Consider the following 23,340-nt stretch of genomic DNA (forward strand, 5'->3'; position numbering starts at 1 on the left):
ACCTGAATTAGAGTGAGATACTATCATATGGTGATTCAAAGCCAGTGTAATTTAAGGTCTAATATACATCTACTAAACCAGCAAGGAACCTTTATGAGCATACTGGCACGAAAACGTTGATTGAGAATTCAAGTGTGCTTAAATACTACTTTATGAAAAACATTGATTGAAAGTTCAAATCTGATTAAAGTTGAACTGTAAATACAACTAATTGAGAGTTTCAAGTATGGTCAAATGTTCTATTTGTGGGAAGGATGAAAATTCGCTACTTAGAGTAAAGCACAGGAAACTTGGCACAGTAAAACTCTGTTTTGAATGCTGGGAGGTGGAAAGTAGCAACAAAAATCTTCTTCCTTCGTGTGGTGGATGCGACTGCTGCAAATAAGTCTTCAGATATCTCGTACTTTACTTTCACTTTTCTTCACTCTATTTTTCCCTCCGGATCCCTTCTGGCTCTGTTCCTTGTAAAGAAAAATAAATCAGCCATTAATCCAGGCTGATAGGCTCTCAAATTAAATTTGGAGCAATTCAAAATCAGTATATTTATATATATTTTTGACAATGTTTGGAGAACATGGAAAAAACAGAATCCGAATGCATCTCCAGAAAAAAGTGCTTTATACATACTATTCTCCTGTTTATCCTTGCAGGTATTTTCGAAATAGGAGGAGGATATTTTATGTGGTTGTGGCTTCGTGAAGGCAAGGCAATTATTTTTGCATTTTTGGGAGCAATTATCCTGTTTTTATACGGAGTCGTGCCTACCTTTCAACGCTCTTATTTCCACAGGATATATGCAACTTACGGAGGCATTTTTGTCGTTATGTCCCTTTTATGGGGCTGGATCTTTGACAAAATTCCTCCCGATACTTATGATCTTATAGGCTCCCTAATTATTCTCATTGGAGTGTCAATCATTTACTACTGGCCAAGGGAAAATGATAACACATGATTGATTCAGTCGTCTCTCTTGCTCTGTTTTTTCTGGCTGCTCTTTTTGAAATTGGAGGAGGTTATCTAGTCTGGCTGTGGTTAAGGGAAAATAAAGGAGCTGTATTAGGGCTGCTCGGAGGACTGACATTGGCAGTCTACGGGATAATTCCAACATTTCAGCATGCACATTTCGGCAGAGTTTATGCTGCTTACGGAGGAATCTTTATTGTTTCATCCCTGATCTGGGGAGCTCTCATCGATAAGAAAAACCCCGATAAATATGAAATAATAGGGGCATTGATTGCACTTGTAGGTGTGATGATAATGTTCTACATACCTCGTTGACGGATTGGTAGAAGTTTAGTAAAGTAATTAAACCTGCCAGAAATGTTTATTATGAAAATATATTTATAGATCTGTGCTCTGCTTGAAACCTGTAAATCCTATCCTCATTTTAAGTGAGTATAACTTTTACACTGCCGATAGGGAGAGAAACATCCATGCTTCAGATATTTAAATCAACAGATTCCGGACTGGTAACTCTTGATCAAGTTGAAGACGGCGCATGGATTAATCTTGTAAATCCTAACGAGCAGGAAATTCTTTCAATTTCAAAAGACCTGAATATTCCCCCTGAACATCTTAAAGCTGCACTTGATGAAGAGGAGCGCTCCAGAATTGAGGTTGATGAAGGCTGTACTGTTGTATTAATAGATATACCTGTACCGAACGCCAACCTGCAGGACGGGGGAATTTATTTTACAATCCCCCTCGGGATTATAATTAACGGCAAAAACATTGTTACGGTCTCTCTTCAGGAAAATTACGTTATTAGTAGCTTTATTGAAAGAAGAATAAAATCCTTTTATACATTCAAAAAAACACGGTTTCTTTTACAAATCCTGTATAAAAACTCAAAGTTATATCTTCAATATCTCAGGCGCATTGATAAAGCAAGTGATAAAATCGAATCCAAACTGCATAAATCTCTGAAAAACGAAGAATTAATCCAGCTTCTTGAACTGGAAAAGAGCCTTGTATATTTTTCTACATCTTTAAAAAGCAATGAAATAGTCCTTGAGAAAATCCTCAGGTCTACTCCTGTAAAAATGTATCCTGACGATACAGAGCTTCTCGAAGATGTTATTATAGAAAATAAGCAGGCAATTGAAATGGCAAATATTTATAGCAATATCCTGACAGGGACGATGGATGCTTATGCCTCGGTTATTTCCAACAACTTAAATATTGTCATGAAATTCCTGACTTCAGTCACAATTATTCTGTCAATCCCAACAATGGTTGCAAGCTTTTTTGGAATGAATGTTGACGTCCCTTTCGAGAATAATCCCCACGCATTTGCAATTATTTTCGTAATGACAATGTTTTTCTCGGTGATCCTGGCGCTCACAATGGTAAAAAAACAGCTGTTCTGAGGAAAATTATTCTGAGAAAACAACTGTTCTGAGAAGACAATTGTTCTGAGAAAAAAACCGCTGAGAATATCAGTTTTAAAATAAATCCCGCCTAAATGCCCGAATTTTAAGAGAGATCCTCCCTTCAGAGCCTTTATTTGTTACTTTCCTACTTGAAAATCCAGTGCAGCTTTCTGTGAAAAGAAGACGATCCTGAAAGGCTTAAACGGAAAAAATAAAAAAAGTCAGGGAGTCCCATAACTGTTATTCATCAACTGAATAAACCTGTTTTTCTCAGTGAATTGTGTCGTAGGCACATTCGCCGTGCATAGAAATATCCAGGCCTACAAGCTGGTCTTCGTCCGTAACTTTGACCGGAGTTACTGAGTTTATCAACATCAGCATAATGTAAGTAAACACAAATGCATAGATTGAAGTAGCTGCAACAACCACAACTTCTTTAATAAAGAATGCTGTGCCGCCGTAAAGCAGTCCGTCAGCTCCTGCCGGATTTATAGCAGTCGAAGCAAAGACTCCAAGTAAAATTGTACCGGTAACTCCCCCAATTCCATGGACACCCCATACATCAAGAGCATCGTCCCATTCCATCTTGTTTTTAAGATGTACGGCAAAGTAACAGACAACTGATCCGAGGATTCCCATTAGTGCAGCCACAGGCAAAGAAACAAGGCCTGCTGCAGGGGTAATCGTTGCAAGGCCTCCAACTGCTCCTGTCATAAACCCAACAAACTTTGGTTTTCCTTCCTTATACCATTCTATTACCATCCAGGTTACTGCTGCAAAAGAAGCTGCAATGTCGCTGTTCAGGAATGCAAGTGAGGTAATCCCATCTACATTGAGTTCACTTCCAGCATTAAAGCCATACCATCCAAACCATAGAAGAGCAGTTCCAACAGCCATTAACGGAATATTATTTGGTTTTGTTATTTTGTTGTACTTTCTTGAGCCTACGTAGAAGACCGAAGCTAGAGCTGCAAATCCAGCTGTCGCATGGACGACAATCCCACCTGCAAAATCAAGGACTCCCATTTGTGCAAGCAGACCGCCTCCCCATACCATATGAACAAAAGGATAGTAAACAAAAAGCTGCCAGAGAACAAGGAAAATAAGATAAGCCTTAAAAGTAACCCGGTTTGCAAATGCTCCCGTAATCAAAGCCGGAGTGATAATTGCAAACATCATCTGGTAAGCCACGAATACAATTTCTGGGAACCCCATATTTTTGAATATTGTAAGTGGGGTAATTCCATGCAGAAACATTTTATCCAGGTTTCCTATTATTGCACCCTGCCCTCCACTGAAGCACAGAGAATACCCAATAATGAACCACAAAACAGTCGTCAATCCCATCGAAACAAAGCTTTGCATCATAATTCCTAAAATATTCCGCTTACAGGAAAGTCCTCCGTAAAAGAATGCCAGACCAGGAGTCATTAGCATCACAAGACTTGTCGCAAGCAGCATAAAGCCTGTCGAGCCAGTATCAAACATCTTATCATCCCATCTATTTTTATATGATAACTAGGAAATCTCAAAAGTCTTACCTTCTTCCTATGTTATAATACATAACCATTTCTACCCCTCGTATTACACGAAATATATTTCGAGAGATTTTCAGGATAGAAATGGTTAAGATGGGGTTTCTCGATAAGGAAAATTCTACGAAAACCTAAAATTAGAAAAGTACAGGTAAAGTTTTGCCTGTACCCAAATCCTGTACTCAAAGGTTGTATGCAAATTCACCATGCTGCGTTTTGTCAAGTCCGATGTTTTCTTCACTTTCGCTGACTTTAAGCCCTATAGTCCTGTTAAGTATGAATCCGATAAGGAGGGTACCGACAGCTGCATAAACAATTGTGACAACAACGCCTTGGAACTGGATTAGCAATTGCCCGGGATTTCCATAAAGGAGTCCAGTCCCTCCTACACTTGCAAATACACCTGTTAGAAGTGCACCTACTATTCCTCCTACGCCGTGTACTCCAAAGGCATCCAGTGAATCATCATATCCAAACCTTTCTTTGAGTCCTACAGCTTTGTAGCACACGAAACTTGTGATCATACCTATAGGAATTGCTGCCATTGGAGAGACAAAACCTGCACCTGGAGTTATTGCAACAAGTCCTGCTAGAACCCCGGTTGCAAATCCCAGAGCAGTCGGATATCCAAAGTGACGCCATTCAAGTGCCATCCAGACAAAACCTGCAGCTGCGGGAGCTATAAGTGTTGTAATAAATGCAAGTGATGCGATCTCATTTGCAGCAAGAGCTGAACCTGCGTTGAACCCGAACCATCCGAACCAGAGAAGGCCACCTCCAAGGAGCGTCAGAGTAACGTTGTGTGGCTTTAATGGATCTACTCCAAAACCACGCCTCTTGCCAATGTAGGTCAGAATTGCAAGCGAGGAAATACCTGAAGTGATATGAACAACCGTGCCGCCTGCAAAGTCGAGAGCTTTTCCTGTTAGAAATCCTCCACCCCAGACCCAGTGGCAGACAGGTGCATATACAATAAGTCCCCAGAGTGCGATGAACGCAATATAAGATTTAAACTTAACACGTCCTACAATTGCACCTGAAATCAGAGCAGGCGTAATTATTGCAAACATTCCCTGAAATGCAACAAATGCATAAGTTGGAATTGTGCCAGTTACTGAGTATGCATCAATCCCTTTCAGGAACGCATGTCCGAGGCCACCGACAAACGAGTTACCGTCTGCAAAAGCAAGCGAGTAACCTATCAATACCCATTCCAGAGCCATGATGCCCATCGCAACAAATGAATGCATCATGCTGCTCAGAACGTTTTTACGCTGGACCAGCCCGCCATAGAACAGCGCAAGTCCAGGAAGCATTAACAATACAAGTGCGGCTGAGATTAATACCCATACCGTGTCTGCTCCTTCTATAGCCATATTATTCCCTCATAGAGCGCTATTAGCTTTTCATAGAGCGCTAGGTCCGGTTTCATTAGTGCGAATCCTTATTACATCCTCTAGTGGCAGAACAAATATCTTGCCGCTTCCGATGTAATAACCGTCATTGCCTTTTGCTCCGGTCTTTATTGCTTCAGTAACTGATTTCAGAAAATGGTCTTCTACTGCGATTTCGATTTTTACTTTCTCAAGAAGATTTGCTTCATGTTCAGTTGCCCTGTAGATCTCTAGATGCCCTTTTTGCGCACCGTAACCGGCGACCGATGATACTGTTAATCTATTTACTGCAAGTTTCTGCAGTTCTCTTTTGACTGCATCGAGTCTTTCCGGCCTTATCATTGCGATTATGTATTTCATCATGACCACCAATAGGTAATCTGTATCCGACTTAATAATATTTAAATATATGCATTAGGGCATTATATATTTATATAGTAGCCAAAAAAAGTGATAAAGTGTAGTAGATTTTCTCCGCAATTATAGAGTTTAACAGAAGTTTTCGGTACTTTTTATAGTTAATATAAATTTGAAACCGGAGAAATCCGGGGTACCTGGCGTAAGTTCACTTTCCTCTTCTAATTGTTGCTATAAGAGAGCTTTTATTTAGTGAAAGCAAATTTAGAGGTATGTTCGGAGAAATTGGAAGTGTAAAAAACGAAGCTGATGAAGTTTCCCTGCAAATTCTTGCCCTTTTCAGGGATAGCATCAGTGAAATTCGTCTGAATGTACCTGAATCCGTGTCAGATTATTTCAAGCCGGAGTATTCTCATTATATTGTGATCCATACCCCCCTGAATATAAGGTTCCCTGAGAAAAAAGAAGAATGGAATATGCGTTTTTGCAAGGATATCGGAGTTTCGGTTGTGGAGTGTATCGTAGCTGAAACTGACAGAATTTACGTAAGAGGGCTCATGGCAGTTAATGGTTCAAAAATCTATGCTATTCTTCCTTTTACAACGATAGATGCGGAAAACGCAAAAAGAGCAACATTTCCTGAAGACCATATGGCCCGTGTGCGTGCGCAGGTGCTTCCTACTTTGCTTCCTGATATAAAAGGAGAAGAAACAATTCTCGATATTGGCAGCGGTTTCGGAAACCTTACAATGGAGCTTGCAAAAAACAATCCGGATTCAAAGGTTTACGGAATCGAGCTTCATGATTCACTTACAGGCCAGGCACAGATGAATGCTTATATCCTTGGTGTTCCGAATGTTGAGTTCAGGACCGGAAGCGCCTATGCCCTACCTTTTGAAGCCGATTCTGCGGATGTAGCTACCTGCTTTTTCATGCTTCACCACCTCGAAGACATCAAATTTGCCCTGTTTGAGATTAAGAGAGTGCTTAAAAACGGCGGCCTGTTGATCGCAGTTGAGCCGCTTGCAGATCAACACCACCATGGACCTCAACTCTCGAAAGCCGGATGGCAAGGACTCTTTGAAGATGTCGGCTTCGCAGTAGAAGTTGAGAGTGCGGAAGGAGCTGTGATTATAAAAGCTGTAAAAAGAGAATAATCTAAAAAGAGGTACTTTAAGAAAATAATTTCAACAATAAGTCGGAAGACTATCAAGCACACAAATCCGGCTCTTGCTGATCCTTGTCATCTTTCAATCTATTCTGACACTTACCAGCCTCCTGTCACAGCTTCGTTGCTGCTTGAGATACCATCTCGGGAGGCACTCAGTAAGGGTCTCTGTGCTTATTGTCCCCCATTTTCCTACTTCAAGCAGGAACTTTACCATTGCTTTCTCCTATGGAACCTTGACAATGATCACAAAGTAATACTTTCCGAGTGTAATAATGAGCAAGCAGTTTTCCGCCCACTTTTCGGAAGATCTCCTCTCCCCTGGCATCCCTCTCGGCAAAGCTTTTTATCTGCTCAATCACTTTTTATGTCAATTTTCCGAGGATGACATAGATTGATATGCAAAAATGTATTGGATTGGAAGTATATAATAGGATGGATACTAAAGATCCAACTTGTTGTTAGATATTGCACACTCCCGGGTTAGCCGTGTATCCATCCAAACAAGCGTTATTTTCAAACGATGATGAGTAACAGTATTTAGTATCGGTATTTATATATCAATACTAGACCCCTTTCATGCCACTATCTTTACGATACATGTATCTTATCCTTATTGCAGTATTGCTCGGAGCGTTGCTTCCAATAGCTGGATGTATTCCGGAAAGTGAAGCTGCATCCGTAGATCAGAATAAGACCACAATGTCAGTAAACCTGACATACTACACAGAACAGCTACCGCCATATAATTACATGGAAAACGGTACGCTAAAAGGGATTTCCGTTGATATCCTTGAGGCAGTTTCCAAGAAAATGGGGAAGAAAGTGACCAGGGAGGAGATAAACCTTGTTCCATGGACTGAGGGATACCAGAATGTTCTTTCCCATAATAATACCATACTCTTCACGACCGTCAGGATTCCTGAGCGTGAGCAATCTTTCAAATGGGTGGGACCCATCTATACATACACCAACGTCCTCTTTGCCCGACCGGACAGCGGAATCACAATTGAGAGTCCTGAAGATCTGAAGAAATACCGCATCGGAGTAATTGTTGATGATATTGCAGTCCAGCAGTTGCTCAATGCCGGCGTGAATAAAAGCCAGCTCGTGCAGGAAACAAATGCGTCCGCAATTATCGAAAAACTTAATAACGGCGAGATTGATCTATGGGCTTACCCGGAGGCTGCTGGCAGGTATCTCACCGAACAGGTAACTGGTAACTCTTACTCCTTCAAAGTTGTTTTTAAATTACAGGATCTGGAGGGCTACTACGCCTTCAACAAGAATGTTTCTGATTCAATGGTTATGTCTTTCCAGCAGGCACTTGATGCCATTAAGGAGGAGAAAGATAGCGCAGGCATCAGTACGTATTATCGAATTCTTGGGCGATATATTCCATCGATTGGCCTTGCCCAGCTAAATTACCTGACCGAAGAGTGGGCTCCTTTCAACTACCAGGAGGACGGAAATGTCACCGGTATCTCTGTTGAATTACTTGAGTCAATTTTCAAGAATGTAGGCGTGAACCGCTCACGGGCAGATGTCCGCATTGTCCCTCTGGCAGAAGGTTTCCAGATAGCGCAAAACAATACCAGTACGGTGCTTTTCTCCATTGTTCGCACACCGGAACGTGAACCTCTTTACAAGTGGGCAGGACCTTTTACCAAAGCCAGCTTCGTTCTCTATGCACCTGTGAGAAGTAACATTACGATATCCTCTTCAGAGGATCTCAATAAGTACCGGATCGGAGTGGTAAACGCTTCCATCGAAAACGATCTCCTGGCCAACCAGGGTGTGAATAAATCACAGATCGTCAATGGCCAGACACCTGAAGATCTCCTCCGGATGCTGGAAGAGGGAAAGATTGACCTGTGGGCAACCGGGGATCTTGCCGGGAGGTATCAGATGTTGAAGACCTCAGAGAACCCCAACGCCTATAAGATCGTTTATACTCTGAGCGAGAACGACTTTTACTATATCTTTAGTAAAGATGTCCCGGATGCTATTGTCAGTGCCTTTGAGCAGGCTATCGAGACGGCGAGGAATCAGAAGGACGAGCAGGGTGTCAGCGATTATGAACGGATAATTTACCGGAATTTAGGAGTCGGATGCGCCCAGCAGACATTTACGAATGATGCGGTAGTGAAGCTCGTAAATACAACCGCTGCAGCAGTCGAGAAGAATGCATCGGATACATTCCAGCGCATCAATGCAGGCGAAGCGCCGTATCGAGACGCAGAGGATCCGGCCCTTTATACTTTCGTGTACGATGAAAATATGACCATCGTTGCTCATGCAGACAATGTTCAGCTTGTCGGCAAAAATTTCAAGGGCAAAACCGATGTTACCGGTAAACCATTCCGAGATGAAATTTTAGAAGGAGCACTGAAGAATGGGACAGGCTGGGTGGACTATGTCTATATGCATCCGGTCCAGACGAATCTGTACTATAAGACCACTTACTATCGGTTAACCAATGGAAGCGATGGTAAGTCCTATATCGTGTGCAGCGGCAATTACAAGAACTGCCAGAACCAATCTGAAGTTACTCTTACTAACAATACAACTGCATCTCCAGAGGAACTCGTTGCATTTGTTGAGAAAGCCTTCGAATATGCACATGAGAACGGACAGGAAGCTGCTCTTCGTGAGTTCAATAACCAGACAGGTAAATTTGTCGATGGCGACCTGTATATCTTCGCATATGACATAAATGGCACAGCTCTGGCTCTACCTTTCCAGCCTGAGGTTGTCGGAACAAACCGTTGGAATCTCACGGATGCGAATGGAACCTTAGTTACCCAGGACCTGATCTCCACAGCACAGTCAGGAGGAGGTTTTGTCCGGTATCTCTATACAGACCCTGCAGACAACTTCACTGTCAAACAAAAATTGAGCTATGTAATGATGGTGAACCAGAGCTGGATCCTCGGGTCTGGCATTTATAATCCACCGGAGAATTCGCCAATCGTGAATGTGGGAACAGATCCAAAGGTAAGAGAGGGACTGAAATCCTTTGTCGGGGAGGCGATTTCGTATGCCAATACGAACGGAAAGGATGCTGTGATCGCGGAGTTCAATAACCAGAATGGAACGTTTGTTCGCGACAATCTCTATGTCTATGCCTCAGATTATAACGGAACGGCCCTGGCACTCCCCTATCAGCCCGAATTGATAGGAAAGGACCTTTCCGGACTCCAGGATCTCTACGGAGTTAATTATATCAGGGTCCAGATCTTCCTAGCACAGCAGGGAGGAGGGTTTGTCTTCTACCACTATTACAACCCTGCCCATAACATGACCCTTGAGCCAAAAATGAGCTACGTCCAGAAAGTGGACGATACCTGGTGGCTTGGAGCGGGTACCTACATCGAAGACCTGAACCAGACCACCCAGCAGACTTAACCAGCAGAAAATTGCCCCGGGCCAGTTGTCCGGGAAATTTATTTTTTAATTCATTCTGCCATAAATTAGTCCTCTTGAGCGCAGCAAAAAGGACCTTGTGCTCCCGAAGCGAAATTCGGGTGCCGAAGCGAAACTCGGGGCGAAAAGGACACTATCCTCCCGAGACGGGACTCGGGTTAAAAGACAATCATATCCGAAGTCCTGAGCCTGGCCATGCATTCGTCTCCTGTCTCTATTTTTAATGAGTTAAAGACATGGTTTGCAACCTCTACCTTCAGGACATCCTCGCTTTCTTTGAGTATGAGAGACATTATCCGGCTGGTGCCTTTGTTTACCACATTCATTATTATCCCGTTGAACAGGTTCTTCCTGTCTTCCTTCTGGATGGTATGAATATTTCTCCTGTCCACGAGTTCAATATTTTCAGGTCTGATACCCCAGCTAACCCTATCTCCTGCCATGCGTTCTATATAGGGAGCGGTTATCTCGGTGCCAAGAGACCAGAGGAAAGTGCACTCGGCTTCCTGTCCATGGCCTTCAACCACTGCATCGTCAAAGAGGTTTGAAAAGCCCACAAGTTCTGCAACGTAGCGGCTTTCTGGATGATAGAATACGTCTTCAGGGGAGCCAAGTTGCACCCTGCCATTATCAAAAACCACCATCCTGTCAGCCATGGTAAAGGCTTCTACAGGGTCGTGCGTAATGAAGATCACAGGAATTCCAAGCCTTTTCTGGATAGTCTTCAACTCTTTTTTCAGTTTCAGGCGGACAACTATATCCAGGGATGAGAAAGGCTCGTCCAGAAGCAGGATTTCTGGATCGGGTGCAAGGGCTCGGGCAAGAGCAACTTTCTGTTTCTGGCCTCCAGAAAGTTCATCAGGGTAGGCAAACTCAAGTTCTTCAATTCCCACTAGATTCAGCATCTCGTTTACTCTTTCCTTCTTTTCCATGGAGCTCAGGCCTTTTAACCCAAACTCAATATTCTGTCGAACATTCATGTGCGGGAAGAGGGCATTTTCCTGGAACATGTACCCTATTTTTCTTTTTTGAGGAGGCAAATTTATCTTTTTCTTACTGTCAAAATAGATGGTATCATTTATCCTGATAGATCCTGCATCCGGCTTCTCGAGCCCTGCAATACAGCGGAGAGCTGTGGTTTTTCCCGAGCCGGAACAGCCGAAAAGGACCATGAAATCGGAACTTGCATCGAAGGTACAATGCATTGAAAAGCTGGGTTTTTCTGCTTTTTTCCCATATTTTCTCCCAAAGAATTTCTTTTCAATATCAACCTCAACAGTCATTCCTGATTTCACCCTGTTTTTGCCCTGATTTCACTTCTTAACTCTCTTTGATTCTAGTTTCTTCTGCTATCATTTCCGTTCTCTATTTTATCGTTCGCCTAGCCTGCTCGTAATTGCAATCGTACCAAGGGAAATTATAACCAGGATAACTACCAGTAGATTTGCAAGTTCGTCGTTCCCTGTCTGGTACGCCCCATAGATGGAGAGGGGCATTGTACTTGTCTTTCCAGGAATGTTTCCAGCAACCATCAGTGTTGCTCCAAATTCTCCTACTGCCCTTGCAAAACTCAGGATACAGCCTGCAACGATGCCTTTTTTTGCAAGGGGAAGGGTTATGAAGAGCGCGGTTTCGAACTCATTCCTGCCGAGGATACAGGAAGCTTCTTCCACGCTCCTGTCCACTGCCCCTATGGAAGACGAAGCGGTCTTTACCATCATGGGTAAGGATACGACAAAAGCTGCAATAGCTGCTGCCTGCCAGGTAAAAAGGATCCCGCTTCCCGTAATTTTAGTAAAAAAACTTCCAAGAATCCCATTTTTTCCAAGCAAAATAACCAGGATATACCCGGTTACTGTTGGGGGCAGAACAAGGGGAAGAGTCACGAGCACGTCAGCCAGCCATTTTCCGGTAAACTCTTTTTTTGCCAGCACATAGGCAATTAGAACCCCCAGAAAAGCCACAAAGAAAGTTGAAACTGCGGCAATTTTGAGAGTGAGCAGAAGCGGGCTCATGACAACTTGAAGCGTTTCTATCAAATCCTTTCCAATTTCAGGTTTTGTTGAAAGTCTGAATCTATCCTTTCCGAGGGTCTTCAGTTATATATTCTGATTTTTTTGCCTTACTGTCGCTCACTGCGATTCTTCCACGCATTCACTTCCGCTTCCTTTGCCGGTGTATGCTGCCAGCTCCGGCTGTACAGGTGCGGTGAAAGTGTCAGTAGCTTCAAGGATTGCATTTGTTATCCTGTCCAGCAGTTCAAGGGCTCCCCTGTATCCTACAGTAAGAATACGCTGTGCTCCTACTCTATCGTGAATCGGCAATCCAACTCTTACAAGCGGAATGTCACAGGCTTTTGCAATATATCTCCCATTGGAGTTTCCTATAAGGATTTCAGGGCTGCATTCCCTTACCGCATCGTTAAGAGTGTCAAAATCAATCCCATCCAGAACCACAGGTTCGAGTTCCGGGTTTATTTTTTCAATTATTTGCCTCATCCTCGTTCCAAAATCCCGGCTTTTACTTCCGGTTGCTATCAGTACTGGGTTCATCCCGAGTTCCAGCATGAAAGTTGTAAGGCTAAATACAAGATCAGGATCTCCATAAACCGCTGCTTTTACCCCATACAGGTACTTGTGCACATCAACCATAGCATCGAGGAGCCTGCCCCTTTCTTTTAGATATTTTTCAGGAATCGGACAGCCGAGAATTTTGACCAGCTCAGTGAAGAAACTGTCAGTATTTGAAAGCCCAATTGGGATTGGAACACTATATCCGGGTACGTCGTGTGATTCTTCCAGATATTTAACTGCCAAGTTCTTGCTAACTATACCCAGGCCCAGGCTTGCTTGACTGTTTGGCATGTCAGCAATTTCAGAAAGTGGGGTGCCGCCCGACGCAATTTTAGGGAGATATTCTCTCAGCGGGGCATCGAAAGTTTCGGAGATGTCAGGCAGGAAAATATAATCTTCAGCCATAATCTCAAAGATCTCTTTGAGTTCACGCACATCAGCAGGAGAAAGGCTTTCAACAGGGATGACGTTAAGTTTTTCATTCTGGACTTTTACGGCGCTCTCTTCTCCAGGTTTTTCCGCAAATTTCCTGACAACTGCGTCTAGAGCTTTTATATATCCGCTTACGTGGCTTTCCCCGTAGCTAGGAGTGGAAACCGGAATAATTATAATATATTTCTCAGGGTCATCTCCGATTCCTTCCTCTTCTTTGAATTCCCGGATAATTGCAGGCACATCGTCCCCAATTGTTTCGGCAAGGCAGGTCGTAGCAACTCCGATTACTTTTGGGTTGTACCTGTTAATCACATTTCTCAATCCTTTTTTCAGGTTTTCCCTGCCTCCGTATACTGCTCCTTTTTCACTGAGCGAGCTTGATGCAATGTCTACAGGTTCCCTGAAATGGTGGGCAAGCTGCAAGCGCATATAGGTGCTGCAGCCCTGGGAACCATGGTAAAGAACCATAGTATTCTCAATTCCTTTGAAAGCAAGGGCACTTCCCATAGGCTGGCACATAACACAGGGGTTCACAGTTGCATAGTTTCTTTTCGTCATCTCAATGCCTCCTCATACCTGACTCTCAACTGCAGTCTCGGATTTCTGGTGTAAAAATTCAGGTTTCAGGAGTATACTTTTACACTTATTTGCGTAATTTTCTCCGGAAATTCTTTCCTTTACTGCCGCTTTTTCTATTCTGCCTGATTTCTTATCTGATTCCACTGCTTCGGGTATCAGAGTCCTCTGCCTGACAGCGTTCCAGACAGGGCTGCTGATGGAAGCATCCACTTCCCGCGCAAAGTTTACAAAGCCGTCAAAACCTTCGAACTCCACCACCCTGTCGTGGTTGAAGTCGCAGAAAGCAATGCCAAGCTTGTATGCAATAAATCTCTCCTTTACGCCTGCAACCATCAGGTCGGCTTTCTGTTTCACGAGCAATTCTGCAAGTTCAAGGGGGTTTGCATCGTCAACAATAACCGTCCCATCCCTTACCGAATAACTGATCTGCTCGTAATCCTCTTTTTTCCCGGTCTGGGTCCCGATAATAACGACTTCCATGCCAAGTTCAGCAAAACCTTTGATAAGCGTGAGAGCTTTTGCAGGTCCTCCCATGTAAATGGCGGCCTTCTTTCCTTTGACCCTCTCTCTAACTCGGGAAATTTCAGGCATTATACGGTTTATTTCAGTTTCCAAGATTTTTTCTGCCTGCTTTTTCATCTTCTCGGAGCCAAAGTAATCCGCAGTTCTCCTCAGAGCCAAGGAGATATCTTCAATTCCGAAGAAACTTGCATTTAAATACGGGATTCCATATTCTTTCTGCATCCATTTTGCAAGATAGGTCATGGATCCGCTGCATTGAACAAGGTTAAGGTCAGCTTCTGCTGCTCTTGATATAGCTTTTGCAGTTGAGTCTCCTGTCATTGAGACTATGACCTCGATTCCCATCTGTTCAAAGAGAGGCTTTACGAGCCAGACATCTCCAGCCACGTTGAAATCCCCTAAAATGTTAATCTTCGGCTTTATGGTTTCAGAGGGCCTGGGGACTTTTTTTGCAGTTGGATTTTCCGGAGGTTTTTTAATCAGCTTTTTTAAGGCATCGCAGGCAGCCTTGTATCCGTCGGACTTGTTGCCTTTGAAGCCTTCGGATTTTACAGGAATTACAGAAATATTGTGTTTCTGGCTTGCGGTTTTGCACACGGACTCCAGGTCGTCCCCTATAATTCCAACTATACATGTAGAATACACAAAAATAACAGGAGGATGATAGAGCCCGACCAGTTCGTCTATTGCTTTTGAGAGTTTTTTCTCTCCTCCAAAGACTATATCAAGCTCTTTCATATCCGTGCTGAAGCTGGTGCGGTTTGTTTCAACCCCACTGGATTTTGCACCTCTTATATCCCAGGTATAGCCTGCACAGCCGATTGGGCCGTGGACCAGATGAACTGCATCGGTTACAGGGTTTAAGACAACCCTAGCTCCCGAATAAACGCAGGCTCGCTGGCTGATAGCTCCAGCAAGAGAATTATTATCACAAGTCAGAGGAATTCCCTGCCCCTTTTCCTGTTTTCTGGCAATATATGGTTTTCTTTCTTCGAGAGTATCCACTATTCCAATTTTCTCTTTCATTTCCTTCACTCCCCTCTGCGTCAGTTTTCAGGTTTGCAGCGGCAGTTTTCCAGTTATCCGATTAATCTTTTGAAAAGGTGCTTTACTGGATGGTTTCAAGCAGCCAGTCTGGAGCATCCCTATCTTTCCTGTCAAGCAGGGTATTTCCTATACGCTCTACCAGTCTTGCAGCCCCTGCGTATCCCATGATCGGGAAGTAATGCAGGTTTGCCCTGTCCATGATCGGGAAGCCTACCCTGATCAGAGGCACATCCTCTGCCCTTGCTATGAATTTCCCGTAGGTGTTGCCGATAAGGAGATCTACTGGCTTTCTCTTGATTATTTGGTGAAGAGTGAACAAGTCTCCTCCGGAAATTATATCAGCCTCAGGGTACTCCGAGCCTATGAGTCCTTCTATTTCTTTTTCAAACTCCGAACTCTGGGTTCCTGTAAGTACTACAGCAGGTTCCATACCCATCTCCATCACAAGACTAGTCAGGCCTGCAAGGATATCCGGATCCCCGTAAATAGCTACCCTTTTCCCGTGGTAGTGGGGGTGAGCATCAGTCATCATATCCACAAGCCTTCCCCTTTCATCTTCAAGTTCGGGAGGAATTGCTACATTGGCAAGCTTTGCCGCATTCATTATGAAACGGTCGGTATTCCTGATCCCTATGGGAGTGGGCCCTATTTTTGCTGGGACTTTGTACCTTTTTTCAAGGATCTTTGCAGATGAGCCTCCTGCCATCCTACAAAGAGCGATTGTCCCAAGGGAGTTTGCGGAATCTTCTATGTCTCCTATCGGAGTCCCACCTTTTGGATACATCGTGGGTTCTCCGGTTAGGGGAGCATCAAAGACATCAGTGGTATCTGGAAACACAATGCTGGAAATTCCCATTATTGAGAGTATGCGTTTCATTTCCCGGATATCCGCAGGTTCCACAAAACCGGGGATGAGGTTTAGTTTCCCGTTTGGTTTGCTCTTTTTGGCAAAGGTAGTTACAAAGGCTTTTACCATGTTGTCATAACCCGTAATATGGGTGCCCACGTAACTAGGGGTAGAAGCTGCACAAACCTTAATAGAAGGGTCTATAAGTTCTTGATCCCTTACGTCTTCTAAGATGACCCCTACGTCGTCACCTATTGTTTCAGCTACGCAGGTGGTATGGATTGCGATTACTTCGGGTTTGTAGATTTCAGTCAGGTTTCCAAGGGCTTCCTTAAGGTTTGCAGCACCTCCGAAGACTGCAGTTCCTTCCGAAAAACTGCTGGTAGTTGCCAGTGCAGCTTCCCGATAGTGCCTGCTTAAGCACATACGCAGGTAGGAGAGGCACCCCTGGGATCCGTGGCTGTGCGGCATGCAGTTGTGTACGCCAAGAGCTGCATAGACTGCGCCTATTGGCTGACAGATTTTTGCAGGGTTGATGGTTACTGCTTCTCTGGTTACTTCTTCACATGGAGTATAGTCTAACATTTTTATCACCTCTTACTTTTTGCCTCTCAGTCTACTCCCGTAGCTTTCCAGGGTGGGTGTATAAACCTCCAGGTTGGGCTGTGCAAAGCCATATCAATGTCCCGTGCGAAGTTCAAAACTCCGGAAAAGCCTGTATACCTTCCGCTGTAATCATACGAATGGATCTGCCTTGATGGAACTCCAAGCTTCTGAGCCCAGTACTTATCCTTGATCCCGGAGCAGAAGATATCGGGTTTAATGGTCTTTACAAGGACCTCAGTCTCGTGATGGTTAAGATCATCGATAACAATGGTCCCATCTTTCATCTCAGGGAAAAGTCCCTCATAGTCCATAAGCCCGATTTTCTTTTTCAGCTCTTCAATCCTTTCCGGGCTAACTGCGGGTTTGATGTTTTCATCCCTTTCGTAGTGCACATCCTCCAGCATGGAGCCAAGAGCATTTTCCTTGATATGGGGTATGATCTTCCTGCCTTCGTAGTCGTCCCTGTGGGCGAATTGATAACCTGCAACAACCACTTTCATGCCGAGTTCTTCGAAGAGGTTCTCATAGTGGTGACTCCTGGAGCCTCCGGAATAGATAAAGGCGGTTTTGCCCTGGAGTTTCTTTCTGTACGTCTCGATTTCGTCCTTATACTTTGCTTTTTCCTCGGCAATGGTTTCTTCAGTTTTCCTGGTAATTTCCGGATCGTCAAAGAATTCTGCCATTTTCCGAAGGGATTTTTCAGTACCTTTCGTGCCTATGTAGTTGACCTTTAGCCAGGGAAGTCCGTATTTTTCTTCCATCATGCGGTTCGTGTAGTTGATAGAACGATGGCACAGTAGGATACTGAGCTTTGCCCTGTGAGCCTGGGCAATTTTATGAAATGAACCATCTCCGGTGAAGGTCGAGACAATTCTGTACCCTATTTTTTCAAGGATTGGCTTTATTTCCCAGAAGTCTCCTCCTATATTGTACTCTCCAAATACGTTGATGTCAAAGGGAGTTGGATTTTCAAGTTCCTCGGTTCCGATAAGGTGTTCCATTAGAACATTGCTCGCAATGTGATGGCCTGCTGACTGACTGACTCCCTTGTATCCCTCACAGCGGGAGGGAATGATTTTGATTCCATATTGTTTTTCAGCTTCCCTTGCAACGGCTTCGATATCATCCCCGATAAGCCCTACAGGACAAGTTGCAGAGATGCTTATTGCTTCAGGTTTAAAGATCTTTACAACCTCGTCAATGGCTTTCTTTAGTTTTTTCTCACCGCCAAAAACGATGTCAGTTTCCTTCATGTCCGTGCATACGCAGTAGTTGCTGAAGTTATCTTCGCCTTCCTCTGCCTTTGCAAGGTTTCGCCTGGTTCCCCAGGTAAAGTATGCACAGCCTATAGGACCGTGGACGATGTGTACCATATCCTTGATCGGCCCGAAGACCACACCTTTCGAACCCGCAAAAGCACATCCTCGGTTTGTAAGGATGCCTGGAATTACCTTTTCATTGGCATCGATATGCTGCTCAGTGGAGCAGTCCCTGACGACTATGTGTTTTCTCCTGTTCCTTGCAGCCTTTTCCGGGAGCACTTTTAACATTTCATCGACAAGCTTTTGTTTGTCTTCAATTCCCGAATCTATTTCTGCTCCCATTACATCAACTCCTTATTTACGGTCGCCTCTCCACTTTCTCCAGTCCGGATACGGATTGCTTCAGTAACATTTGACACGAAAATCTTTCCATCTCCTGCATTTCCGGTCTGGTTAACTTCTATTATTTTCTGGACCACTTCGTTTACGTTTTCGTCATCCACAACGATTGTGAACATGCGTTTTGGAATGAAGCGAATACAGGTCTCAGCTTCCTTATTTCCTGGATCAGGCAGGGGTGGGTTAAATTCAAAGCAGAGCCCTCTTTGTTTCCCGCGGCCCATAACCCTTCTTACAGTAAACGAAGGAAAGCCGCACTCAAGCAGGACATCTTTAGTTTTCTGGACTTTATTCATCCTGATTATCGCAGTAATCTCTTTCATGGGATTTTCCTCCGAAAATCCGGCTTTAAAGTCCTGGTTTTCCAGTCCTTATGGTATAGGCTTCTTCCACAGGGGTTACGAAGATCCTACCATCTCCGTATTTTCCGGTCCTGGCAGACTTCATTATTGTTTCTATAGCCTTATCCTTATGTTCGTCTTCTACCACAAGCATGAGCATGGTCTTCTGCAGTTCGTCATAATTAATGTCTGCGATATGGATCCCTTTCTGCTTTCCTCTTCCAAAGACTTCCATTTTTGTAAGGGAAATACAGCCCTCTTTTTCGAGGCTCTCGATAACTTTAGTTTCCATGCCTGGCCTGATGATTGCACGTATCATCTGCATAATTTTTTGGCTCCTCTGCATCTCAAGAATTATAGCTCTACAATTCCGAATTCGACCATCATTGCTTCTAACTCTTCCATTGGAAGCGGAGTTGGGACAACAAGTTTGGTGTTTTTCTGGACGTTTTCGGCAAGGGTCAGGTACTCTTTTGCCTGGTTGGATTCGGGATCAAAGTCAATTACAGTCTTCCTGTTGATTTCTGCTCTCTGGACAATGTTATCTCTGGGTACGAAGTGAATCAACTGGCTCCCAAGTTTCTTTGCGAAAGCTTCGAGGAGTTCACGCTCTCCGTCCACCTTCCTGCTGTTGCAGATGATGCCTCCCAGACGGGCTCCACCTTTGGCAAACTTAGCAAGTCCTTTACAGATGTTATTTGCAGCATAGATAGCCATCAGTTCTCCACTGGCCACTATGTAAATCTCTTTGGCTTTTCCTTCGCGGATAGGCATTGCAAATCCGCCGCATACAACGTCACCAAGTACGTCGTAGAATACATAGTCAAGATCCTCGGTATATGCTCCAAGGTTTTCGAGCAGCCCGATTGAAGTGATAATTCCTCGGCCTGCACATCCTACACCTGGTTCAGGCCCTCCGGATTCCACACATTTTATATTGCCAAAGCCTGGCTGCAAGACAATCTCAAGATCAACTCCTTCATCTCCTTCGCTTCTCAGAGTATCAAGCACAGTCTTCTGGTTCAGGCCGCCAAGCAACATTCTGGTAGAGTCTGCTTTCGGGTCACATCCTACAAGCAAAATTTTGTTGCCCATGGTCGAAAGTGCCGCGGTCAGATTCTGCGTAGTAGTGGATTTTCCAATTCCACCTTTTCCATAGATTGCTATCTGTCTCATCTTTTTACCTTGGTTCTTGTTTGCTCTCTGTCGGCATTAGGAAGCCGGTAACCGTTGTACTATTTAATAGTATATATAACTTTTGAATCATTAAAAAGTCTGTTACCATTAATTGCTTTTATTTGCGAACTTCGGGAAAGGATTTAATAAATAGTCCCCTATAAATTTCAAAGCTAAAATGAATAACAGGAAGATCCTTTCATGATCCCTGGAGCCTCTTATGATGTAATCGTTGTGGGCGCAGGCCCTGCAGGTTCTACAGCCGCTCTATATGCCGCAGAGAACGGCGCCTCGGTACTTCTTCTTGACAAAAAGAGAGAAATCGGGAGCCCTATTCAGTGTGCTGGCTTTCTTCCCGATGCTCCGGAAGTTCAGGCTCTGCTGCGTGAGGCCAGGCTTCCGGATACGCTGAAAAACTACCCTGATTCCTGTGTGCTGCAGCGAATTGACACTCAGCGCATTATCACTCCAAACTGCAGTATAAAAGAATTTGCTGTCAGGGGAGCAGTCCTTGACCGGCGCAGGTATGACCAGTTTCTTGCCGAGCAGGCAGCAAGGGCAGGAGCTGAACTGATGATCAAAACCCGCGTGACGAAAATTGAGGGAACGACTGTTGAAACGTCAGGAGTCTTTGGGAAAAACAGAATTAAAGCAAAAGCGATTATCGGAGCTGATGGCCCTAATTCCCTAGTAGCAAAATTAAAAGAGTTTGCCCATAAGCCCGAATCAAGGGAAACTTCGGTTGCTCTCGAATATCAAGTAAGAAATGTTGATATTGATCCCTCTTCCTTGGAAATGTATTTCGGAAAGAATTTTGTGCCCGGTGGCTATGCCTGGGTTTTTCCCGAAGGCCAGGACCGAGCAAATGTCGGAATCGGAATCCGAAGCGGTATGGCTGAAAAAGGGATCTCAGCAAAAGAATACCTGCACCGTTTTATGCGGGATCACCCGCTTGCAGGACCAAAACTGAAAAACGGCATAATCATGAACGTAATTGCAGGTATTATCCCTGTAAATGGTGCTCCGGAAAGAACCACAACTGAAAACACGATGATTATAGGGGACGCAGCCGGTCAGATTTTCGCAACAAATGGAGGTGGAATTCCTCCTGCAATGATTGCCGGAAAAGTAGCAGGAGAAACTGCAGCTGAATTTGCAGCCGGGAAATGCAAACTTGAAGAATACGATCGCCGCTGGCGAGCTCAATTCGGATCTGCACTTGAAACTTCAGTGCAGGCAAGGCAGCTCATGGATGGGATTATGAAATCCGATACTCTCATGAATGCAGCTTTCAAACTTATCTCCCCTGAACAGATGAAAGTCATGCAATGCGGGAAACTCCCAGGCCCCGTAAAACTTGGACTCCAGGCTCTGAACCGGGGAAAGAAGTAACTGGTATGGAAATATGGAGAAAAGAAATAGCTGTACGAAAAACAGAGAAAAGAAGAATGGGTGCACAAAATAAAGGGAAAGGAAGAATAGGTGCGCAAAATAAGTAGAAATGAATACCTTTTAAATAAATAAAGGAAAAAATTAATCTTTAGGAGGAAAAAACTTAAAAATTAGATTTATTTAATAAATGGCAAGTGAGGAAAAGAAATACCTAAAATTTAAGTCCCGTCCTTTACGTTTCTTCCTTTTCCATAATTGTTTCTCCTCCTTTCTCTCCGGCTTTTGATTCGGATGCCTTCATTTTTCTTAGTTCGGTTTCTGCATCCTCTTTATTGTACCTTGCTTCTGGGTAGACAGGCCGGATCTCAAGGGCTTTATCAAACGAGGCAATAGCTTCTTCGTACCGTCTGAGAATTACATATTCAAGCCCTCTTAGATTCCAGACTCCTGCAAAATCAGGTTTCAGCTTCAGAACCTTATCGAAATACTCAATCTTTTTCTCGGGATCGATTTCGCTGGTAGCAAGCCTATACCACTCCTCTGCGGTCTTGCCCTCAATTTTCTTTTTGAATAAGCTATCTAGAAATCCCAATAGTATCACTCCCATTTAGAAGATTGGTCTGGCAGGTAGAAATAGATGATTCTCCTTTTAGTCAGAATAGCAAAAGAAATGAAATCAAAATTTTGAATAAAAATATTATGGCAGTAATGAAATAAGGATGTAAAATCGAAATATAAACGGGGTCAGACATCTGAAATAGCATTGAGAATGCAGAATATTTAAATTAAGAACATTTAAAAAAGAAAAAAATTAGGAGCTTACTGTGAAAGCATCTGCGTTTCATTAAGTAAGCTTCCAAAGTCGGATGTAATCACCATTTTGGTAATGTTTCCTGAGGTAGTTACATTGTAGGTTACTCCGCGTTCAGTGGAGTTTGCCTGCAGAGCCTTAATCTTTTCAGTGAAGTTGGATTCGGGATCGAGGTAAAGGGACGTCTGCCTGTAACTGCCGTCATCCAGTTTTTTAAGATCCATGTAGAGTTGATCGGCCGGAAGAGTAGAGTTATTCGTCTTTGTGGCCAATTCCTGGTAAAGGCTTCCTTCAGGAGTCGCCTGGCTCAGGAGGCTATTATATTCGGTTGAAACAGTTGCATTTCCTTCCAGCACGTCAATTACACCTTGCACGCTCTGGCGAGAGCCAAGGATCACAGGGCTTCCGACTACATTCCAAATGTCATAGGTATTGTTTGTCCTTGCAAGAAGACTGTAGTTATCGTACTCGACTGCTCCCCAGGGCATTAAGATTTTCTGCTCCGGAATCTGGTGGAGTTCGAACCCATTACCATCAGCATAACGTGCCCCATAACGTTTGGATACATCTGCCCCATATAGAGAGTGCATCATTGTTTTATTCCCAAAGACCTGTTCAAATGGAGTTCCTGTTGTCTTCTGTAGGTCTACATATGAGGCACTTACTACTCCTTTAGGAGACATATTTAACCCGTCGGCAATGGAGTTGAATTCATGGTGGACCTGCCTGCCAGGAATTTGAGAAAAAGCGATCGTATTATTTTCCTCCACATTCCCAGAAGAGGAAACAGCATCACTCTTATTCTCTTTATTTGAGTTATTTGAAAAGAAGATCGCGCCGGCTGACAGAAGCATTGTTAATGCCAAAAAAATAGCCAGGTACCTCTGGTTTTTTGTTGCTGGGTCCTTTCGTTTCATCAATGAAACCTCATAATATAAAGTTAATTTTTCTGACAGTAGAAATCATGCACTTGATATCTAAACATATCGGCTTAAACATACTGGTTTGAAATTTATTGAGATAAGAAGTTTTCCTAATTTATCCAAATATTTGCCTCATAAAACTGAATACTGGATCTCAGACGTGTAGTAGAGATTT

The 23,340-nt window shown here is 43.7% G+C and carries 21 protein-coding genes; 6 read left to right on the forward strand and 15 right to left on the reverse strand.

Annotated features, from left to right (window positions below; translation table 11 throughout):
• The first annotated feature begins 574 nt into the window (after positions 1-574).
• From BP621_RS13540 to BP621_RS13550, 3 genes are all read left to right on the forward strand, one after another.
• Complete coding sequence (locus BP621_RS13540) at positions 575-952, forward strand: YnfA family protein (RefSeq protein WP_292390861.1); 378 nt, start codon at positions 575-577, stop codon at positions 950-952.
• Complete coding sequence (locus BP621_RS13545) at positions 949-1,278, forward strand: YnfA family protein (RefSeq protein WP_292390863.1); 330 nt, start codon at positions 949-951, stop codon at positions 1,276-1,278. Before BP621_RS13540 ends, BP621_RS13545 begins: the two co-directional genes overlap by 4 nt.
• A 155-nt stretch (positions 1,279-1,433) precedes the next feature.
• On the forward strand, positions 1,434-2,369 hold the full coding sequence (locus BP621_RS13550) for a magnesium transporter CorA family protein (protein WP_292390865.1): 936 nt from the start codon (positions 1,434-1,436) through the stop codon (positions 2,367-2,369).
• 273 nt (positions 2,370-2,642) lie between these two features.
• Here the strand turns inward: BP621_RS13550 and BP621_RS13555 are convergent, their stop codons facing one another.
• The 3 genes from BP621_RS13555 to BP621_RS13565 all read right to left on the reverse strand — a co-directional run bounded on the left by BP621_RS13555 (position 2,643) and on the right by BP621_RS13565 (position 5,661).
• Positions 2,643-3,860, reverse strand: a complete 1,218-nt coding sequence (locus BP621_RS13555) for an ammonium transporter (RefSeq protein ID WP_292390868.1) — start codon at positions 3,858-3,860, stop codon at positions 2,643-2,645.
• A 229-nt stretch (positions 3,861-4,089) separates the two neighbouring features.
• Positions 4,090-5,283: an ammonium transporter gene (locus BP621_RS13560; protein WP_292390871.1), complete on the reverse strand. Its 1,194-nt coding sequence runs from the start codon at positions 5,281-5,283 to the stop codon at positions 4,090-4,092.
• Between the two features lie 30 nt (positions 5,284-5,313).
• Entirely contained in the window at positions 5,314-5,661 is a 348-nt protein-coding gene (locus BP621_RS13565) for a P-II family nitrogen regulator (protein WP_292390874.1), read from the reverse strand.
• 269 nt (positions 5,662-5,930) lie between these two features.
• On the opposite strand from BP621_RS13565, the gene BP621_RS13570 reads away from it, so the two are divergent.
• Positions 5,931-6,815 carry a class I SAM-dependent methyltransferase gene (locus BP621_RS13570; RefSeq protein WP_292390876.1) on the forward strand — a complete coding sequence of 295 codons (885 nt, stop codon included), beginning with the start codon at positions 5,931-5,933 and terminating at the stop codon, positions 6,813-6,815.
• A gap of 93 nt (positions 6,816-6,908) precedes the next feature.
• On the opposite strand, the gene BP621_RS13575 is transcribed toward BP621_RS13570, so the two are convergent.
• A complete protein-coding gene (locus BP621_RS13575; protein ID WP_292390879.1) occupies positions 6,909-7,043 on the reverse strand; it encodes a hypothetical protein in 135 nt (44 codons plus the stop codon).
• A 362-nt stretch (positions 7,044-7,405) separates the two neighbouring features.
• Here BP621_RS13575 and BP621_RS13580 point away from each other — a divergent pair, with 362 nt between their 5' ends.
• Positions 7,406-10,234, forward strand: a complete 2,829-nt coding sequence (locus BP621_RS13580) for a cache domain-containing protein (protein WP_292390881.1) — start codon at positions 7,406-7,408, stop codon at positions 10,232-10,234.
• A gap of 176 nt (positions 10,235-10,410) precedes the next feature.
• On the opposite strand, the gene BP621_RS13585 is transcribed toward BP621_RS13580, so the two are convergent.
• The 9 genes from BP621_RS13585 to nifH all read right to left on the reverse strand — a co-directional run bounded on the left by BP621_RS13585 (position 10,411) and on the right by nifH (position 20,039).
• Entirely contained in the window at positions 10,411-11,535 is a 1,125-nt protein-coding gene (locus BP621_RS13585; protein WP_292390884.1) for an ABC transporter ATP-binding protein, read from the reverse strand.
• A gap of 87 nt (positions 11,536-11,622) precedes the next feature.
• Positions 11,623-12,267 (reverse strand): molybdate ABC transporter permease subunit, encoded by a 645-nt coding sequence (gene modB / locus BP621_RS13590; protein WP_292391059.1) that lies wholly within the window; start codon positions 12,265-12,267, stop codon positions 11,623-11,625.
• Between the two features lie 117 nt (positions 12,268-12,384).
• Positions 12,385-13,818: a nitrogenase component 1 gene (locus BP621_RS13595; protein WP_292390887.1), complete on the reverse strand. Its 1,434-nt coding sequence runs from the start codon at positions 13,816-13,818 to the stop codon at positions 12,385-12,387.
• Positions 13,819-13,830: 12 nt separating this feature from the next.
• Positions 13,831-15,387 carry a nitrogenase iron-molybdenum cofactor biosynthesis protein NifE gene (gene nifE, locus BP621_RS13600; RefSeq protein WP_292390889.1) on the reverse strand — a complete coding sequence of 519 codons (1,557 nt, stop codon included), beginning with the start codon at positions 15,385-15,387 and terminating at the stop codon, positions 13,831-13,833.
• 82 nt (positions 15,388-15,469) lie between these two features.
• A complete protein-coding gene (gene nifK / locus BP621_RS13605) occupies positions 15,470-16,840 on the reverse strand; it encodes a nitrogenase molybdenum-iron protein subunit beta (RefSeq protein ID WP_292390891.1) in 1,371 nt (456 codons plus the stop codon).
• Positions 16,841-16,866: 26 nt separating this feature from the next.
• On the reverse strand, positions 16,867-18,465 hold the full coding sequence (gene nifD, locus BP621_RS13610; protein WP_292390893.1) for a nitrogenase molybdenum-iron protein alpha chain: 1,599 nt from the start codon (positions 18,463-18,465) through the stop codon (positions 16,867-16,869).
• Positions 18,465-18,845: a P-II family nitrogen regulator gene (locus tag BP621_RS13615; protein ID WP_292390896.1), complete on the reverse strand. Its 381-nt coding sequence runs from the start codon at positions 18,843-18,845 to the stop codon at positions 18,465-18,467. Before BP621_RS13615 ends, nifD begins: the two co-directional genes overlap by 1 nt.
• Before the next feature lie 25 nt (positions 18,846-18,870).
• The gene (locus BP621_RS13620) at positions 18,871-19,188 is read right to left on the reverse strand and encodes a P-II family nitrogen regulator (protein ID WP_292390899.1); all 318 of its coding nucleotides are present in this window, start codon (positions 19,186-19,188) and stop codon (positions 18,871-18,873) included.
• A 29-nt stretch (positions 19,189-19,217) separates the two neighbouring features.
• Positions 19,218-20,039: a nitrogenase iron protein gene (gene nifH / locus BP621_RS13625; protein WP_292390901.1), complete on the reverse strand. Its 822-nt coding sequence runs from the start codon at positions 20,037-20,039 to the stop codon at positions 19,218-19,220.
• A 201-nt stretch (positions 20,040-20,240) separates the two neighbouring features.
• Between nifH and BP621_RS13630 the strand changes: the two genes are divergently transcribed.
• Positions 20,241-21,431, forward strand: coding sequence for a geranylgeranyl reductase family protein (locus BP621_RS13630; protein WP_292390904.1), 1,191 nt, complete (start codon positions 20,241-20,243; stop codon positions 21,429-21,431).
• Between the two features lie 232 nt (positions 21,432-21,663).
• Here the strand turns inward: BP621_RS13630 and BP621_RS13635 are convergent, their stop codons facing one another.
• Together BP621_RS13635 and BP621_RS13640 are read right to left on the reverse strand one after the other, a co-directional pair.
• Positions 21,664-22,023 (reverse strand): tetratricopeptide repeat protein, encoded by a 360-nt coding sequence (locus BP621_RS13635; protein WP_292390907.1) that lies wholly within the window; start codon positions 22,021-22,023, stop codon positions 21,664-21,666.
• Between the two features lie 227 nt (positions 22,024-22,250).
• Positions 22,251-23,159 (reverse strand): hypothetical protein, encoded by a 909-nt coding sequence (locus tag BP621_RS13640; protein WP_292390910.1) that lies wholly within the window; start codon positions 23,157-23,159, stop codon positions 22,251-22,253.
• Positions 23,160-23,340 lie beyond the last annotated feature (181 nt).

It is taken from the genome of Methanosarcina sp. UBA5 (assembly GCF_002505485.1).
Lineage (GTDB): Archaea > Halobacteriota > Methanosarcinia > Methanosarcinales > Methanosarcinaceae > Methanosarcina.